The organism is Rugamonas sp. GW822-FHT03B10 (genome assembly GCF_058801745.1).
The window spans coordinates 1-16,399 of the sequence record NZ_JBXANP010000039.1 but is presented as its reverse complement, the minus strand read 5'-3'; the positions used below and the strand labels follow the sequence as shown (position 1 = coordinate 16,399).

Annotated in this window: 20 protein-coding genes; all 20 read left to right on the top strand. The window is 69.1% G+C overall.

The window, feature by feature from the left end; translation table 11 throughout:
* Window positions 1-168: 168 nt before the first annotated feature.
* A complete protein-coding gene (locus AC1RQG_RS27495) occupies window positions 169-609 on the top strand; it encodes a sensor histidine kinase (protein WP_493136545.1) in 441 nt (146 codons plus the stop codon).
* Between the two features lie 20 nt (window positions 610-629).
* Window positions 630-1,310 carry a response regulator gene (locus AC1RQG_RS27490; RefSeq protein ID WP_493136543.1) on the top strand — a complete coding sequence of 227 codons (681 nt, stop codon included), beginning with the start codon at window positions 630-632 and terminating at the stop codon, window positions 1,308-1,310.
* Between the two features lie 300 nt (window positions 1,311-1,610).
* On the top strand, window positions 1,611-1,757 hold the full coding sequence (locus AC1RQG_RS27485; RefSeq protein WP_493136540.1) for a Flp family type IVb pilin: 147 nt from the start codon (window positions 1,611-1,613) through the stop codon (window positions 1,755-1,757).
* A 73-nt stretch (window positions 1,758-1,830) separates the two neighbouring features.
* Complete coding sequence (locus AC1RQG_RS27480) at window positions 1,831-2,004, top strand: Flp family type IVb pilin (RefSeq protein WP_493136538.1); 174 nt, start codon at window positions 1,831-1,833, stop codon at window positions 2,002-2,004.
* Between the two features lie 99 nt (window positions 2,005-2,103).
* Complete coding sequence (locus AC1RQG_RS27475) at window positions 2,104-2,265, top strand: Flp family type IVb pilin (protein WP_493136547.1); 162 nt, start codon at window positions 2,104-2,106, stop codon at window positions 2,263-2,265.
* A 20-nt stretch (window positions 2,266-2,285) separates the two neighbouring features.
* Window positions 2,286-3,359: a phosphatase PAP2 family protein gene (locus AC1RQG_RS27470; RefSeq protein WP_493136535.1), complete on the top strand. Its 1,074-nt coding sequence runs from the start codon at window positions 2,286-2,288 to the stop codon at window positions 3,357-3,359.
* Entirely contained in the window at window positions 3,356-3,946 is a 591-nt protein-coding gene (locus AC1RQG_RS27465; protein ID WP_493136532.1) for an A24 family peptidase, read from the top strand. The genes AC1RQG_RS27470 and AC1RQG_RS27465 overlap by 4 nt, the downstream gene beginning before the upstream one ends.
* Window positions 3,943-4,578: a methyltransferase family protein gene (locus AC1RQG_RS27460; protein ID WP_493136530.1), complete on the top strand. Its 636-nt coding sequence runs from the start codon at window positions 3,943-3,945 to the stop codon at window positions 4,576-4,578. The genes AC1RQG_RS27465 and AC1RQG_RS27460 overlap by 4 nt, the downstream gene beginning before the upstream one ends.
* A gap of 17 nt (window positions 4,579-4,595) precedes the next feature.
* Window positions 4,596-5,957 carry an ATP-binding protein gene (locus AC1RQG_RS27455; protein WP_493136527.1) on the top strand — a complete coding sequence of 454 codons (1,362 nt, stop codon included), beginning with the start codon at window positions 4,596-4,598 and terminating at the stop codon, window positions 5,955-5,957.
* Complete coding sequence (gene cpaB, locus AC1RQG_RS27450; protein ID WP_493136524.1) at window positions 5,954-6,805, top strand: Flp pilus assembly protein CpaB; 852 nt, start codon at window positions 5,954-5,956, stop codon at window positions 6,803-6,805. Before AC1RQG_RS27455 ends, cpaB begins: the two co-directional genes overlap by 4 nt.
* Before the next feature lie 21 nt (window positions 6,806-6,826).
* The gene (locus AC1RQG_RS27445; RefSeq protein WP_493136521.1) at window positions 6,827-8,380 is read left to right on the top strand and encodes a type II and III secretion system protein family protein; all 1,554 of its coding nucleotides are present in this window, start codon (window positions 6,827-6,829) and stop codon (window positions 8,378-8,380) included.
* A gap of 10 nt (window positions 8,381-8,390) precedes the next feature.
* Window positions 8,391-8,657, top strand: coding sequence for a hypothetical protein (locus AC1RQG_RS27440; RefSeq protein WP_493136519.1), 267 nt, complete (start codon window positions 8,391-8,393; stop codon window positions 8,655-8,657).
* A gap of 20 nt (window positions 8,658-8,677) precedes the next feature.
* Complete coding sequence (locus AC1RQG_RS27435; protein WP_493136516.1) at window positions 8,678-9,946, top strand: pilus assembly protein TadG-related protein; 1,269 nt, start codon at window positions 8,678-8,680, stop codon at window positions 9,944-9,946.
* Window positions 9,947-9,959: 13 nt separating this feature from the next.
* The gene (locus tag AC1RQG_RS27430) at window positions 9,960-10,412 is read left to right on the top strand and encodes a TadE/TadG family type IV pilus assembly protein (RefSeq protein WP_493136513.1); all 453 of its coding nucleotides are present in this window, start codon (window positions 9,960-9,962) and stop codon (window positions 10,410-10,412) included.
* Window positions 10,409-10,870, top strand: coding sequence for a TadE/TadG family type IV pilus assembly protein (locus AC1RQG_RS27425; protein WP_493136511.1), 462 nt, complete (start codon window positions 10,409-10,411; stop codon window positions 10,868-10,870). Before AC1RQG_RS27430 ends, AC1RQG_RS27425 begins: the two co-directional genes overlap by 4 nt.
* A gap of 34 nt (window positions 10,871-10,904) precedes the next feature.
* Window positions 10,905-12,059: a CpaE/TadZ family protein gene (locus tag AC1RQG_RS27420; protein ID WP_493136508.1), complete on the top strand. Its 1,155-nt coding sequence runs from the start codon at window positions 10,905-10,907 to the stop codon at window positions 12,057-12,059.
* Between the two features lie 36 nt (window positions 12,060-12,095).
* Window positions 12,096-13,469 (top strand): TadA family conjugal transfer-associated ATPase, encoded by a 1,374-nt coding sequence (locus tag AC1RQG_RS27415; RefSeq protein WP_493136506.1) that lies wholly within the window; start codon window positions 12,096-12,098, stop codon window positions 13,467-13,469.
* 10 nt (window positions 13,470-13,479) lie between these two features.
* Complete coding sequence (locus AC1RQG_RS27410) at window positions 13,480-14,457, top strand: type II secretion system F family protein (RefSeq protein ID WP_493136503.1); 978 nt, start codon at window positions 13,480-13,482, stop codon at window positions 14,455-14,457.
* A gap of 16 nt (window positions 14,458-14,473) precedes the next feature.
* Complete coding sequence (locus AC1RQG_RS27405; protein WP_493136501.1) at window positions 14,474-15,430, top strand: type II secretion system F family protein; 957 nt, start codon at window positions 14,474-14,476, stop codon at window positions 15,428-15,430.
* Window positions 15,431-15,445: 15 nt separating this feature from the next.
* A partial coding sequence (locus tag AC1RQG_RS27400) for a tetratricopeptide repeat protein (RefSeq protein ID WP_493136497.1) occupies window positions 15,446-16,399 on the top strand: 954 nt, incomplete at its 3' end.

Here is a 16,399-nt window from a genome sequence, read left to right as displayed (position 1 = left end):
GCTGCCGTGCCACGCGATTTCGGCGTTACACGGCATGTCGCCTGACGTCAAATTCCACACGAAACGGCATAGAGCCCGTACATCGGCCTCAGCCACGGCCTCAGCGCGATCCGCAAGCAGGCCGCGCCCGGCAACCCGCTGCTGCCGGAACTGGACAACCTGCAGGCGATGACCACCCAGGTGATCAGCGACCTGCGCCGCTACGCCAGCAGCTTCCGGGCCGGCCGCCAGGGCCTGAGCGAGCCCGAGCTGCTGCTGGCGCTGCGGCGCCACGCCAGCCAGGTCAAGCAGTTCTACGGCGTCGACATCGCCATCCACAGCCAGGGCCAGCTGCGCGGCAACGACCGGCTGGCGGCCGAGGTGTTCCAGATCGTCAGCGAAGGCATCAGCAACATCTGCAAGCACACGGACGCGCCCAGCGGCGCCGTCACGCTGGCCTGCGGCGAGCGCGAACTCGACATCCGCATCGAGAACCAGTGCGCGCGCGACGCCGCCGCCAAGTTCCGGCCCCATTCCATCACCGAGCGGGCGCTGGCCCTGGGCGGCCAGGCCCGGGTGCTGCCCGGCCCCGGGCCCAGCACCGTGGTGCAGGTCACCATCCCCATTTGAAACGAGAGAAAGGCAACAACGTGTCCACCGATCCCCCCATCCGCGTCCTGCTCGTGGACGACCATCAAACCATGATCTGGGGCTTGCGCAAGCTGATCGAAAGCGAGGGCGACACCATGCAGGTGGTGGGCTGCGCCGCCGACTGCGACGCCGCGCTGGCCCAGACCCGGGCCCTGTCCCCGGACGTGATCGTGCTGGACCTGGACCTGGACGGCACCAGTTCGCTGAGCATCCTGTCCGACCTGGTCAAGGGCAGCGGCGCGCGCGTGCTGGTGCTGAGCGGCACGCGCGACGCGTCCCAGCTCGACGCGGCCGTGCTGCATGGCGCCCGCGGCGTGGTCGGCAAGGACGCGGCGGCCGACGTGGTGCTGCAGGCGATCCGCAAACTGCACCAGGGCGAACTGTGGCTGGACCAAGGTCTGCTGGGCCGCATCTTCGACGAGATGCGCAACCCGCCCAAGCGCCGCAAGGCCGACGCCTGCGCCGACAAGATCGCCGCGCTGACCACCAAGGAGCGCCAGATTTGCGACCTGATCGCGGCCGGCGGCGGCGGCAACAAGGCGCTGGCCCAGACCCTGTTCATCTCCGACCACACGCTGCGCAACCACCTGACGTCGATCTACCATAAGCTGGGCGTGACCAACCGCCTCGACCTGTACGTGTTCATGACCAGCCACCGCGCCGAACCGCAAGAACGCTAAGCGCGCCGCCATCCTCCGGGCCCAAAACCTGCCCGCGCCCCCCCCTGCTCCGCCCTCCCCCGCCGCCGTGCCCGCAGCCCGCTGACGTCCGTGCATCCAGTTATATTTTGACAACATTCCTTACCTGTGACAAATGTCCCGAAATTGCCCCCGCAAAAAGGGTGTTTTGTCCCGGCAAAAAAAGGACAGTTGTCTGATGTGCCGCAACACTCCTTTCTTTATAGTGAACTCATCAGTACGGTTCCCATGCCGGCTGACATGAGCAAGGCTGAACCACAACCTATCCATCGGGAGCGCTGTATGCGTGAAATCGACCCTTCGCCCACGCCCTGGCAGCGATTCGTCCGGGGTGAGAGCGGAGCGACATTTTACGAGGCAGTGCTGGTGGCCTCGCTGATCGCCGTCGTGTGCGTCATCGTGCTGCTGGCGCTAGGCAAAAATTTCTGAGGCGATGCACCAGCGCCTTGGAAACCGGGATTTTTGGTGCGATTGTCCTATCCATCTAAAGGGAGCAACTATCATGAAAGCGATTCAGAAATTCCTGCGCGAAGAAGACGGTGTGACGGCCATTGAATATGGTCTGATCGCCGCCCTGATCGCCGTCGTCATCATCGCCGCCGTCACCATCATCGGCACTCAGCTGAACAAGACCTTCACCTCGATCGGCACCAGCCTGTCGACCGCCAACGGCTGATGCGACCAACGCGCTCGCGCCCGGGCGGCCCCGCGCCGCCCGGGACGGCGCCACGGTCATCCACATTCGACAGGAAGGTTCATCGTGAAGCACTGGCTGTTGAGGTTTCATCGTGACCACTCCGCCGTCAGCGCGATCGAATACGCGCTGCTGGGCGCGCTGATCGCCGTCGTCATCCTCGGCGCCGTCGCCGGCGTCGGCACGCAACTGCAACAACTGTTTGAACACGTCAAGGACCAGGTGGTCCACGCCACGCAATGAACACCTTGCCCCTTCCCCCCATGAGCCCGCGAGTCGAGCTGCGCGCCGTCTGGCACGCCCACCGCTGGCTGCTGGCCATCGTCCTGCTGCACGCGCTGGCCGCCGCGGCGCTGTACCTGCGCTTCCCGGAGCGCAACGAAGTGCTGCCGATGGTGGAAGGCTTCATCACGTCGCTGTTCCTGGGTCCGCTGTTCGCGCTGTGCGCCTACACGATCTACGTGATGGTCTGCCGGCGCCCGCGCCAGCTGGTGCGCTATCTGCGCGAACACATCAAAGCTTATCTGACCCGGCAGCGGCTGCTCAACGCCGTGCCGGCGCTGCTGCTGCTGCCGCTGTTCGGCTCCAGCTTCACCATCGCCAAGGCCGCCGTGCCGCTGCTGCACCCGTACGACTGGGATACGCGCCTGGCCGACATCGACCGCCTGCTGCACGGCGGCGTGCAGCCGTGGGTGTGGCTGCAGGCGCTGGCCGGCCATCCGGTCGTGACGGCCGTCCTCAACCTGGCCTACCACCTGTGGTTCTTCATCATGTTCGCCACCATGTACTGGCTGGTGTTCAGCACCGAGCGGCCGCGGCTGCGCATGCAGTTCCTGCTCAGCTTCGTGCTGTCCTGGATCGTGCTGGGCAACGTGATGGCCACCTTCCTGTCGTCGGCAGGTCCGTGCTACTACCATCTGGTGGCGGCCGGCCCCGACCCGTACGGGCCGCTGATGCAATACCTGCACCGGGCCGACCACCACATCCCCGTGCTGTCGCTGCAGGTGCAGGACATGCTGTGGCAAGGCTACCGCCAGCACGTGGGCGTGTCGGGTCTGACCATCTCGGCCATGCCCAGCATGCACGTGGCCAGCGCCACGTTGCTGGCCCTGCTGGGCTGGCGGCTGCGTCCGGCCGCCGGCGTCGCGCTCACCGTGTTCGCCGTGCTGATCCTGGCCGGCTCCATCCACCTGGGCTGGCACTACGCGGTGGACGGCTACGCCGGCGCGGCCGGGGCCGTGCTGATCTGGAAACTGGTGGGCTGGCTGCAACAGCGCGAACCAGCCCCCGCCCACCACGCGGCGCCGCTGGCGGCGCCGGCCGGGAGCGCGCCATGACGATCGAACTCCGCATGCTGCCGCCGTTGGCCGTGCTGGCTGGCCTGCTGACGGCCGCCGTCTGGCACGACGTGCGCACGCGCCGCATCCCGAACCGGCTGGTGCTGGGCGGTGCCGTGGCCGGCCTCGCCTTCCAGACCCTGCTGCCGGCCGGCGCGGGGCTGTTCGGCTCGCCCTTCGGCGCGCTCGGCCTGCTCGACGGGCTGGCCGGCCTGGGCCTGGGCCTGGCGCTGCTGCTGCCCATGTACATGCTGGGCGCGATGGGCGCCGGCGACGTCAAGCTGATGGCCATGAGCGGCGCCTTCCTCGGCCCGCGCGACGTGCTGGGCGCGGCCCTGCTCACGCTGATGGCCGGCGGCGTGCTGGCGCTGGCGGTGGCGCTCGGCAGTGGCCGGCTGGGCCAGGTGCTGTCCAATCTGCGCCAGCTTCTGCTGCATGCGCTGGTGCGGGCCGGCACCGGCGGCACGGCGCGGCTCGACGCGCCACCCGTGCCCACCGGAAAACTGGCTTATGCCATCGCCATCGCCGCCGGCACCGCGCTGCAACTGGTACTGGCACGCGTGCCCGCCTGGAGCAATCTGCTATGACACCGACCTCAATCCCGACCTCGACCGCGCTGCTGCGCTCGCGCCCGCTCAACCTGGCGCTGGGCATGCTGCTGGCCTGGGCCTGGGGCATGTTCTGCTACGCCCACCTGCAAGGCTTCCGGCGCAGCGGCGACTGGAGCTATCTGCTGTTTTGCGCCTCCGAATCGCTGGTCGCCGTGCTGTTCCTGATCCGCTCCGAGCCGGTGCGCGTGTCGCACAGTGTGCTCGACTGGGCGCTGGCGATCGCGGCCACCTTCGTGCCGTTCCTGTTCGCGCCCGCCGGCGACGCCGTGCTGCCGGCCGCACGCGTGGTGATCGTGGCCGGCGTGCTGATCCAGATCGCCGGCCTGCTGTCGCTGAACCGCAGCTTCGGCCTGGTGGCGGCCCACCGCACGCTCAAGACCGGCGGCCTGTATGGCGTGGTGCGCCATCCGCTGTACGCCAGCTATTTGCTGTCGTACAGCGGCTACATCCTCAGCAACACCAGCGCGCTCAACGTGACCGTCAGCGTGATGGCCTGCGCCCTGATGCTGGCGCGCCTGCTGCGCGAGGAACGCTTCCTGGCACGCGACCCGCGCTACCTGGCTTACATGGGCCAGGTGAAGTACCGCGTGATTCCATACCTGTTCTGACCCCGACCGAGGAAAGCATGATGTTGGCCACCACCCTGCCCGCCACCAGCGATAACGTCGCCGACCCCTTGCGCGCGCCCGCCCCGCGCACGGTGGAGGAGACCGGATTGCCCCAGCTGTTCCTGGTCGATTTGCTGTGCAAGATCCTGGCCCAGCATGGCCAGATGCACCTTAGCGAACTGGCCGCCAGCACCAAGCTGCCCGTCAGCGTGCTCGACGCCGTGCTGGCGCCGATGCGCACGGAGAAACTGTGCGAGGTGGCGCGCCGCGGCGGCAGCGGCACCGACGCCGACCTGTGCTTCAACCTGACCGAGCTGGGCCGCCTGCGGGCCCAGGAGGCGGCCCTGCGCGACGCCTACGCCGGCCCGGCGCCGGTCGCCTACGCCGACTACGTGGCCCAGGTGCGGCGCAACAGCGTGGGCCACCAGCCGCTGTCGCGCGCCCACATGCAGCACGTGTACGACGGCGTGGTGGTGCGCCCGGCCGTGCTCGACCAGCTGGGCGCGGCCATCAACTCGGGGCGCGCCATCTTCATGCACGGCCCGGCCGGCAGCGGCAAGAGCTACCTGGCCGAACGGCTGCACGGCCTGCTCGAAGGCGTGGTGCCGGTCCCGTACGCGATCCTGATCGACGGCGCCGTGGTGCCGATCTACGACCCGGTGGTGCACCCGGCCGTGGCCGACGACGCGCCGGCCGGCAGCCAGTTCGACCGCCGCTACACGCGCGACCAGCGCTGGGTGCGCTGCCAGCGCCCGGCCGTGCTGACCGGCGGCGAGCTGACCATCGAGATGCTCGATCTGCGCTTCGACCATGGCGCGCGGCTGTACCAGGCCCCGCCCCACCTGAAGGCCAACGGCGGCATCCTCGTGATCGACGACCTGGGGCGCCAGCGCTGCTCGGCGGTGGAGCTGATGAACCGCTGGATCGTGCCGCTGGACCGCCACGTCGACTTCCTGGCGCTGCAGAACGGCTACAAGTTCGCCGTGCCGTTCGACATGATCGTGGTGTTCTCGTCCAACCTGCAGCCCGAGGAACTGGCCGACGGCGCCTTCCTGCGCCGGCTCGGCTACAAGATCCACATCGGCCCGCTGCCCGAACCGCTGTACCAGCAGGTGTTCCGCCAGGTGTGCGAACGGCTCGGCCTGGCCTTCGACGACGCCATGTACGCCTATCTGCTGAGCGCGCACCACAAACGCGAAGGGCGGCCTTTGATGGCTTGCTATCCGAACGACTTGCTGGGCCAGCTGTGCGACCTGGCCCGCTACGAGGGCCGCGTGGCGCGGCTCGATCAGGCCGGGCTGGACTGGGCCTGGCAGAACTATTTCGGCACGTCCAACGGCGATGCCGGCGACAGCACTAACCTGGGGGATCCAAAATGAGAAACACACGCGCCATGATCATGATGCTGGTTGCCATCGTCCTCGCCTTCGGCGCGGTGCTGGTGGCGGCCCAGTGGATCAACAAGCAGTCGTCCACCAACACCCAGAAGGTGGCCGTGGCCCTGGTCGACATACCGCTCGGTTCGCGCATCAACGCGGAGATGGTGCGGCTGGTCGACTTCCCGGCCACGGCCATGCCGCCGGGCGCCTTCAACGATCCCAAGCTGCTCGACACGCGCGTCACGCGCACCAGCATCCAGCGCGGCGAACCGCTGATGGAGTCCAAGCTGGCCCCGCCCGGGACCCAGGGCGGCCTGTCGGCCGTGGTGGGCGAGGGCATGCGCGCCATGACCGTGCGCGTCAACGACGTGGTGGGCGTGGCCGGCTTCGCGCGGCCCGGCAACTACGTCGACGTGCTGGTCAACACCCAGGAGGAAGGGGCGCGCAACAGCACCAGGGACGCCAGCATCTCCAAGATCGTGCTCGAACACATCCTGGTGCTGGCCATCGCCCAGGAGGCCGACCGCGACGACACCAAACCCAAGGTGGTCAACGCCGTCACGCTGGAGGTGACGCCGGAGCAGGCCGAGAAACTGGACCTGGCCCGCAGCGTGGGCACGCTGTCGCTGGTGCTGCGCAACCAGGTCGATCCCAAGCCCGTGCGGACGGCCGGCGCCACCAAGAGCACGGTGCTGGGCGTGGTCGCGCCCGCGCCGGCCGAGCCCAAGGCGGCGCCCAAGGCCGCGCCGCGCGAACCGGCGCCCCGGCGCGTGGCCGCCGTGCGCCCGCCCGCCAAGGACGAGGTTGAAATCATCCGGGGGCTGGATCGCAGCACCCAGCAATTTTAAGCCGACACCAGGAGCTTAAGCATGAACACTATCCGCTGCATCAAGACCAGCACCGCGCTGCGCCTGAGCCTCGTGCTGGCCGGCCTGTTGACCACCTGGAGCCACGCCGCCACCGAGCCGGCCAGGGCGGCCAAGGCGACCAAGGCCGCCAAGGTGGCCAAGGGCGCCCCGGCGCCGGCCCACGTGCCCACGATCGAACTGGCGCCCCAGGTCCAGCTGGCCGAAGGCAAGTCGTCGCTGATGCGCCTGCCCTTCCCGGCCACGCTGCTGTCGGTGGGCGACCCCAGAATCGCCGACGTGCGCCTGATCAGGCCGGACGAAGTCTACATGCTGGGCAAGAGCGCCGGCACCACCAACCTGATGGTGCGCAACAAGCAGGGTGACACCACCATCGTCGACCTGGCAGTGAGCGTGGACACCGGCGCGCTGCAGGCGCGCTATGGCCAGCTGCTGCCGGGCGAGAAGGATCTGCACGTCACGGCCGCGGCCGACACCCTGATCCTGTCGGGCACCGTGTCGGACGTGGTCAAGGCCGACCAGGCCATGGCGCTGGCCACGGCCTACGTGCAGCGCAGCGCGCGCGCCGGCGCCCAGGGCGCCGCTAGCGGTGGCGGCGGCGCCAGCGCCAGCGCCAGCGCGACCGGCGGCGGCGCCAGCGGCGTCGGCGGCGCCACCGCGCCCAGAGTGGTCAACCTGCTCAAGATCGCCGCGCCCCAGCAGGTGATGCTGGAGGTGAAGGTGGCCGAGGTATCGAAAACGCTGGTGGACCAGCTCGGCGCCAGCCTCGGGATCAGCCGCACCGTGGGCGGCTGGACCTACACGATGCTGTCGAACCTGCTCAGCAGCAATCCCAGCAAGCTCGACGCGTTCAACAACCGCAACGGCAACTTCGCCAGCCTGGACGCGCAAAAACGCGACGGCCTGATCAAGGTGCTGGCCGAGCCGACCATCATGGCCATCAGCGGCCAGGAGGCCAGCTTCCTGGCCGGCGGCAAGATCTTCATCCCCGTGGCCCAGAACAACAACGGCGGCACCCAGACCATCACACTCGAGGAGAAGGAATTCGGGGTGGCCGTCAAGTTCACCCCCACCGTGCTCGATGGCGGACGCATCAACCTCAAGGTGGCGCCCGAGGTGTCGGACCTGAACAAGGAAGGCGTGGGCATCACGGCCACCGGCGTCAACACGACTGCCATCCTGCCCTCGTTCACCACCCGCCGCGCCACCACCACGGTGCAGCTGTTCGACGGCCAGAGCTTCGCCATCGGCGGCCTGATCAAGAACAACGTCACCACCAGCATCAAGGCCTTCCCCGGCCTGGGCGAGATCCCCGTGCTGGGCGCGCTGTTCCGCTCAAGCGACTTCCAGACCGACCGCACCGAGCTGGTGTTCATCATCACGCCGCGCCTGGTGCAGCCGCTGCCGGCCGACTACAAGCTGCCCACGGACGGCTACATCCCGCCCAGCCGCGGCGAGTTCTTCCTGCAAGGCAAACTCGAAGGCCAGCCGCCCAGCCAGCCCGCCCCGGCCCCCCAGCCGGCCGCGCCCGCCGCCGGCGGCTTTGACGTGAAATAGGAGAACCACCATGAAAACCATACTGTGCGCCACCGCCGCCGCCCTGCTGCTGGGCGGCTGCGCCTCCAACACGCCCTACCTGGACAGCCAGTTCGGCCAGGCCAACCGCATGATGCAGGCCATGCAGACCATGGCGCCCCAGGGCCAGGCCGGCAACCCCAGCGCCGGGGTCGACGGCAAGGCGGCCAAGAGCGGCTACGACCAGTACCAGAAATCGTTCACCGCGCCCGAACCGCAGACCCAGGCCTTCACCATCGGCCTGGGCTCGGGCAAGTAGACGGAACGGGAGCGGCCATCATGCGCATTCCATCCAAGGTCGGCCAGCGCGGCACGGTGGCCATCATCGCCGCCATCGCGCTGCCCATCCTGATCGGCTTCGCCGGCCTGGCGCTGGATGGCGGCCGCCTGTACCTGCACAAGACCGAGCTGCAGAACGCGGCCGACGCCTGCGCGCTGGCCGCCTCGCGCGAGCTGACCTGCGACCCGGCGGCCGGCACCTGCGACAATTCCTACCTGACCAACGCCGTCAACAGCGGGCTGACGGTGGCCGGGCGCAACTTCATCGACTTCCAGGGCAAGGCCGTGGGCAGCGCCCAGTTGACGGCGGCCGACATCACGTTCAGCAAGACCTACGGCCCTGCCTCGTCCTATCTGTCGCTGGCGGCCGGGGCCGATCCGGCCTCGAAGTATGTGATGTGCAAGCCGCACCAGAGCGGCATCCTGCCGTGGTTCATGCAAGTGCTCGGTTTCGGCGGCCAGACCGTCGCCGCCTCGGCCATCGCCACCCTGATGCACGCCGAAATCAACTGCGCCATCCCGATCGGCCTGTGCAAGATCCCCGGCCCGTCGAGCGACCCGTTCGCCGGCCTGACAGCCGGCCAGTGGGTGACGAGCAAGCTGAGTTCGTCGGCCACGGGCAGCTTCGACTGGATCGACTTCACGCCGCCCGGCGGCGGCGCCAGCGAGCTGGCCGACCTGTTGAAGGGCACGGGCGCGTGCAGCGTGCCGGTGCCGCCCGCCAAGGTGGGGGAACAGGGCAACATCACCAGCCTGGACACGGCCTGGAACACCCGCTTCGGCCTGTACAAGGGCAGCGACTCCGTCGCCACCGCCCCGCCCGACTACACCGGCTACGCCTACACGACGAAGAACTGGCCCACCAAGTTCAACGCCTATGCCGGCAGCAGCGGCACCGAGCCCAATTTCAAGAGCGCGCGCGCCTCACACACACCGTGGCAGGGCAACGCCGCGACGAACGGCACCGTCAACATGGGCGGCGTCACCGTGGCCCAGTCGCCCGCGCTGACCACCTCCGGCGCCGACCGCCGCCTGGTCACGGCGCCGGTGGTGGACTGCGCGGCCTGGGCCGGCGGCAGCAGTTCGCAGCAGGTGCCCATCCTCGGCTACGCCTGCGTGCTGATGCTGGCGCCGATGGGCAAGAGCGACCCCGAGACCTACCTGGAGTACCTCGGCAAATCGACCGACCCGGCCAGTCCCTGCGCCACCTCCGGCGCGGTGGGCGGCAGCGGCAGCATCGGCCCCCTGGTGCCGGCGCTGGTGCAGTGAAGGAGAACGCGACATGACATGGTTCCGCAAACAACGAGGCGTGGCCAGCGTGGAGCTGGCGTTCCTGATCATCCCGCTGCTGTTGCTGACCTTCGGCACCACCGAGTACGGCCGCGCCGTCTACCAGTACAACACGCTGGCCAAGGCCAGCCGCGACGCGGCCCGCTACCTGTCCGAGCAGGGGCCGGGCGACGCCACCGACCTCGCCACCGCCAAGTGCCTGGCCGTGTACGGCAACGCCGACTGCACCGGCGCCGTGCTGGCGCCGGGCCTGACGACGGCCATGGTCAGCGTGTGCGACAGCGTCAGCTGCCCCACGACCCATCAGAACCAGGCCACCGGCAGCGGCGTCATCAACCTGGTCACGGTGACCATCAGCGGCTATCCGTTCACCTCGCTGGTGCCCTTCATCGCCCCCAGCGTGACCTTCAACGACATCAGCACCACGATGCGCCAGATCCTATGAAAACCATGCCCGCGCCCCCCGTCCTCATGCGCCGCGCCCGGCACAGTGGCGCCACGGCGGTCGAGTTCGCCATCGTGGCGGCCGTGTTCCTGATGCTGTTGGTGGGCATGATGGAGATGGGCCGCATGCTGTTCTACTGGAACACGGCCGTCGAGGCCACCCGGCTCGGGGCCCGCATCGCCGCCGTGTGCGACGTCAACGCCGCCGCCATCAAGACCAAGATGCACGCCATGCTCAACGTGCTGCCCACCAGCGCCATCACCGTCACCTACACGCCCGGCGGCTGCACGGTCGACAACTGCCGCTACGTGACCGTCTCGATCAACAGCGGCGTGTCGATCGCCACCTACATCCCCGGCGTGCCGCTGGCGCTGTCGCTGCCGGCCATGTCGACCACGCTGCCGCGCGAGAGCATGCTCAGCACCGTGGACGGCAGCCCCAACCCCATGTGCAACTGAGCGCCCCGGCGCCCACCCATTAACAGGAGTCATCGTGAAAATCACCGTCGTGTCCAGAACCGAGAAGCAACTGCTGGAACTGTCGCGCCTGCTGCGCGAGCGCAACGGCGCCGACGAGATCGACGCCATCATGGGCAAACTGCAGCGCCTGCAGGAGCCGGTCGACAGCAACCTGTTGCTGCTGGACCAGCCCACGCTCGACGAGGCCGACCTCGACCAGCTTGAGCGCCTCAGCACCGGCTACCCGGCCATGGCCGTGATCGTCATCTGCCAGCAGCAGGAACCGGAATTCCTGATGAAGGCCATGCGCAGCGGCGTGCGCGAGGTGCTGGCCAGCCCGGCCGACCCCGAGCAGCTGCTGCCGGCCGTGCGCCGCATCGAGGAGAAGCTGCAGAACCGCGTGCGTCCGCTGGGCAAGGTGCTGGCCTTCATCTCGTGCAAGGGCGGCAGCGGCGCCACCTTCCTGGCCACCAACCTCGGCTACGCGCTGGCCACCCAGGAGAACAAGAAGGTGGCGCTGTTCGACCTCAACCTGCAGTTCGGCGACGCCTCGCTGTTCGTGTCCGACCACAAGCCGCCGGCCACGCTGTCCCAGGTGGCCCAGCAGATCCACCGGCTCGACCCCTCGTTCCTGGCCGCCAGCATGGTGCAGGTGGCGCCCAACTACAGCGTGCTGGCCGCGCCCGAGGACCCGGCCCACGCCAACGACGTCAAGCCCGAGCACATCAGCCAGCTGCTGCAGCTGGCGCGCCAGCACTACGACTTCGTGCTGCTCGACATCGGCCGCAGCCTCGACGCCGTGTCCGTGCGCGCGCTCGACCAGGCCGACATGATCTTCCCGATCCTGCAGCTGACGCTGCCCTACATCCGCGACGGCAAGCGGCTGCTGGGCGTGTTCCGCTCGCTCGACTACCGCAAGGACAAGATCCACCTGATCGTCAACCGCTACGCGCCCGGCGGCGAGATCCGCCTGTCGGACTGCGAGGACGCGTTCGGCACGCGCATGTTCAAGACCGTGCCCAACCACTACGAGGCGGCCGCCGCCTCCGTCAACCAGGGCGTGCCCATCCTGCAGCTGGCCCGCACCAGCCCCGTGTCCAAGGCCCTGCAGGAGCTGGCCCGCACGCTGGCCGGCGAGCCGGGCGAGGAGACCCGCGGCTGGCTGTCGAAGATTTTGAAACGCGCCTAAGCGCGCCAGACCCGTCATACCACCAGGAGCTTCATCATGTCTTCCCAGCCCCCCTCGATACGGGACCGCCTCAACAACGGCGGCACGGCCCTCGGCCCGGCCCCGTACGTCCTGCCCAGCGCCGGCTCGATCGACACCCGCAGCTACCAGGACCTCAAGCACCGCATCCACCAGGCCCTGCTCGACCGGGTCGACCTGGAGGGCATGCAGCGCCTGTCGCAGAGCGAGATCCGCGACGAGCTGCGCATCCTCGTCGAGCGCTTGCTCGACGAGGGCACCATGGTCATCAACGACGCCGAGCGCAAGAGCCTCACGCGCGACATCCAGTACGAGGTGCTCGGCTTCGGCCCGCTCGAGCCGCTGCTGGCCGACCCCAGCATCTCCGACATCCTGGTCAACACCCACAAGCAGGTCTACGTGGAGCGCCACGGCCGGCTCGAGCTGACCGACGTCACCTTCACCGACGACGCCCACCTGATGAAGATCATCGACAAGATCGTGGCCCGGGTCGGGCGGCGCATCGACGAGTCGAGCCCCATGGTCGACGCGCGCCTGCCCGACGGCTCGCGCGTGAACGCCATCATCCCGCCGCTGGCCATCGACGGCCCCATCATGTCGATCCGGCGCTTCTCGGCCACCCCGCTGCGGCTGGCCGACCTGGTCGAGTACAAGAGCCTGACGGGCAGCATGGGCAGCCTGCTGCAGGGCCTGGGCAAGGCCAAGGTCAACATCCTGATCTCGGGCGGCACCGGCTCGGGCAAGACCACCCTGCTGAACGTGATCTCGGGCTTCATCGCGCACAGCGAGCGGATCGTCACGGTCGAGGACGCGGCCGAGCTGCAGCTGCAGCAGCCGCACATCGTGCGGCTCGAGACGCGCCCGCCCAACATCGAGGGCAAGGGCGAGGTCACGCAGCGCGCGCTGGTGCGCAACGCGCTGCGCATGCGGCCCGACCGCATCATCCTGGGCGAGGTGCGCGGCGGCGAGGCGCTCGACATGCTGCAGGCCATGAACACCGGCCACGAGGGCTCGATGGCCACCATCCACGCCAACACCCCGCGCGACGCCCTGACCCGGCTCGAGAACATGATCAACATGGCCGCCTCCAACCTGCCGTCCAAGGCCATGCGCCAGCAGATCAGCTCGGCCATCGGGGTGGTGGTGCAGGTGGCGCGCCTGACGGACGGCAAGCGCAAGATCACCTCGATCTCGGAGGTGACGGGGATGGAGGGCGACATGATCACCATGCAGGAGATCTTCGCGTTCCGCCAGACCGGGCTCGACCCCATCGGCACCGTGCTGGGCAGCTTCCGCGCCAGCGGCGTGCGGCCGCGCTTCTGCGAGCGGCTGCGCCACTTCGGCGTGGCGCTCGACGAGACCATGTTCGACCCCAACCGCGACCTGACCTGAGCCCGCCGCCATGGACACCCTCTACTACATTTTCGGCATCCTGATCTTCGTGGCCGTGGTGCTCGGCATCGAGGCCCTGTACCTGGCCTGGAACGCCACCAAGGGGCCGGAGGCGGAACGGGTGGCGCGCCGGCTGCGCACCATGTCGGCCGGCGCCCACCTGGGCCAGCAAAGCAATTCCATGATCAAGCAGCGCCTGCTGAGCGAATCGCCCGGCCTGCAGCGGCTGCTGCTGGAACTGCCGCGCATCCACCAGGTCGACCGGCTGCTCGAGCAAAGCGGCCTGTCGTGGAGCGTGGCGGAACTGATCGGGGTGCAGGCGCTGTGCTTCTTCGCGGCCCTGCTCGCGGCGTTGTGGTTCGGCCTGCCCTGGCCGCTGATGCTGCTGCTGGCCGTCGGCGCCGCCAGCCTGCCGCTGCTGTGGGCGCTGCGCGCCAAGGAGCAGCGGCTGGCACGCATCGACGAGCAACTGCCCGACGCGCTGGACCTGATCGGGCGCGCGGTGCGGGCCGGCCACGCCTTCCCGACGGCGCTGGCCATGGTGGGCGAGGAGATGCGCGAACCGCTGGCCAGCGAATTCTCGGCCGCGTTCGACGAGGTCAACTTCGGCATCTCGATGCAGGACGCGCTGCTCAACCTGGCCACCCGCGTGCCGAGCACGGATTTGCGCTACTTCGTGATCGCCGTCACCATCCAGCGCGAGACGGGCGGCAACCTGGCCGAGCTGCTCGACAACCTCAGCGCCATCATCCGGGCCCGCATGAAGCTGATGGGCCAGGTGCGCGTGCTGTCGGCCGAGGGCAAGATGTCGGCCTGGGTGCTGGGTCTGCTGCCATTCGCGGCGGCGGCCGTGATCCACCTGACCAGCCCGCAATTTCTGGCCGTGCTGTACACCGACCCGGGCGGGCGCAAGATGCTGGTCGGCGCCGCCCTGATGATGGCCTTCGGCGTGTACGTCATGCGCCGCATCATCCGCATCCGCGTCTGACCATGAGGAGCGTACCATGAGCATCGCCCAAATCGCCCTGCTGCTGTTGTTGTTCATCGTCGTGTTCGGCGCCATCATGCTGCTGCTGAACCGTTTCGCCAGCGACCCGGTCCAGCAGCGCCTGGAACAGCTGGGCAGCATCGGGGAGACGGCCGGCGCGGGGCGGGCCGCCCGCAGGCAGGGGCCGTGGCTGACCCGCTTCCTCAAGCTGACCGGTCCGCTGGCCAAGCTGTCGGTGCCCGAGGGCGACTGGGAGAAGTCGGCCCTGCGCACGCGCTTCATGACGGCCGGCCTGCGCAACCCGAACGCGCCCACGCTGTTCTTCGGCGCCAAGACGGGGCTGGCCATCGGCCTGCCGCTGCTCGCCTATTTCGCGCTGAGCGCCTCGCGCACCCACTACAGCGCCAACATCCTGCTGATGTGGCTGCTCGTGGCGGCCGCCCTCGGCTACTACCTGCCCAACCTGCTGCTGGCCCAGCGCATCCAGACGCGCCAGCGCGACATCTTCAACAGCTTCCCCGACGCGCTCGACCTGATGACCGTGTGCGTGGAGGCGGGCCTGGGCATGGACGCGGCGCTGGGCCGGGTGGCCAACGAGATCGGCCTGCGCAGTCCGCTGCTGGCCGACGAGCTCAACCTCGTCACGCTCGAGCTACGGGCCGGCAACACCAAGGAGCGGGCGCTGCGCAACCTGGCGCTGCGCACCGGCGTGGAGGACGTGGACGCGCTGGTGGCCATGCTGATCCAGGCCGAGCGCTTCGGCACCAGCGTGGCCGACTCGCTGCGCATCCAGTCCGAACAGCTGCGCACCAAGCGCCGCCAGCGGGCCGAGGAGATGGCGGCCAAGATCGCCCTGAAACTGCTGTTCCCCCTGATCTTCTTCATCTTCCCCTCGCTGCTGGTGGTACTGATGGGGCCCGCTTTCATCCAGATTTACCGCGTGCTGTTGCCCTCCATGGGCGGCACAAACTAATCGAAGGAGCACGTCATGTCCAACTTGAAACCGATCGTCATCGCCGTGGCCGGCGCCGCCATGCTGAGCGCCTGCGGCGGTCCCGCCGTGCGCCAGTCCCTGCAGGTGCAGGGCGTGCAGCGGGTCAGCCAGAGCACCGAGCAGAGCGCGGCCAGCTGGTACCGTCTCGGCAAATACCACCAGGAGCGGGGCCAGCTCAGCCTGGCGCTGGGCGCCTACGCGCAATCGCTGGCGCTGGACGCGGGCCAGCTCGACGCCCGCAACGCCGTGGCCGCCATCGACGCCCAGCAGGGCCGGCTGGCCGACGCGCGCGACGCCCTGCGGCGCCTGGTGGACGACTACCCGGGCGAGGCGCAGCCGCTCAACAACCTCGGCTACGTGTACTACCTGATGGGCGACTACCCGGCCGCCATCGCCACCTTGCAGCGGGCCGTGGCGCTGGACCCGAACGGACGCGCCTACTACAACCTGGTGCAGGCCCAGGCGGCGGCCCGCGACGGCGCGCCGGCCCCTGCGCTGACGGCGGCCGCACCGGCTGCGGCCCCGGCCCCGGTCGCCGCCACGCCGGCCATGCCGGTGGCGGAAATGAACCCGGCCGTCGCTCCGTCGCGCATGGAGGTGGTGCAGGTGGCGCCCCAGGTGCTGGAACTGAGGCTGCGCGCCAGCCAGTCGATCGCCGCCGTGCCCGCGCTGCCGGCCGCCGCGCCCGTGAGCGTGCCGCCGGTGCACATCGCCGCCCCTGTCGTTGCGGCCCCTGTCGTTGCGGCCCCAGTCGTCGCGGCCCATGTCATGGCCGCCCCGGTCGTCGCAGCCCCTGTCATGGCCGCCGCGGTCAACGCCGCGCCTGCGGTGGCGGCGACGCCGGCGCGGCCGGCCGCCATCGCGGCAGCGCCGGCGCCGGCCGTGGCGGCCAAACCCTGTCTCTTCTCCACACCTCCGAGCCCACGAGACAACACCGTTAATCTGGGG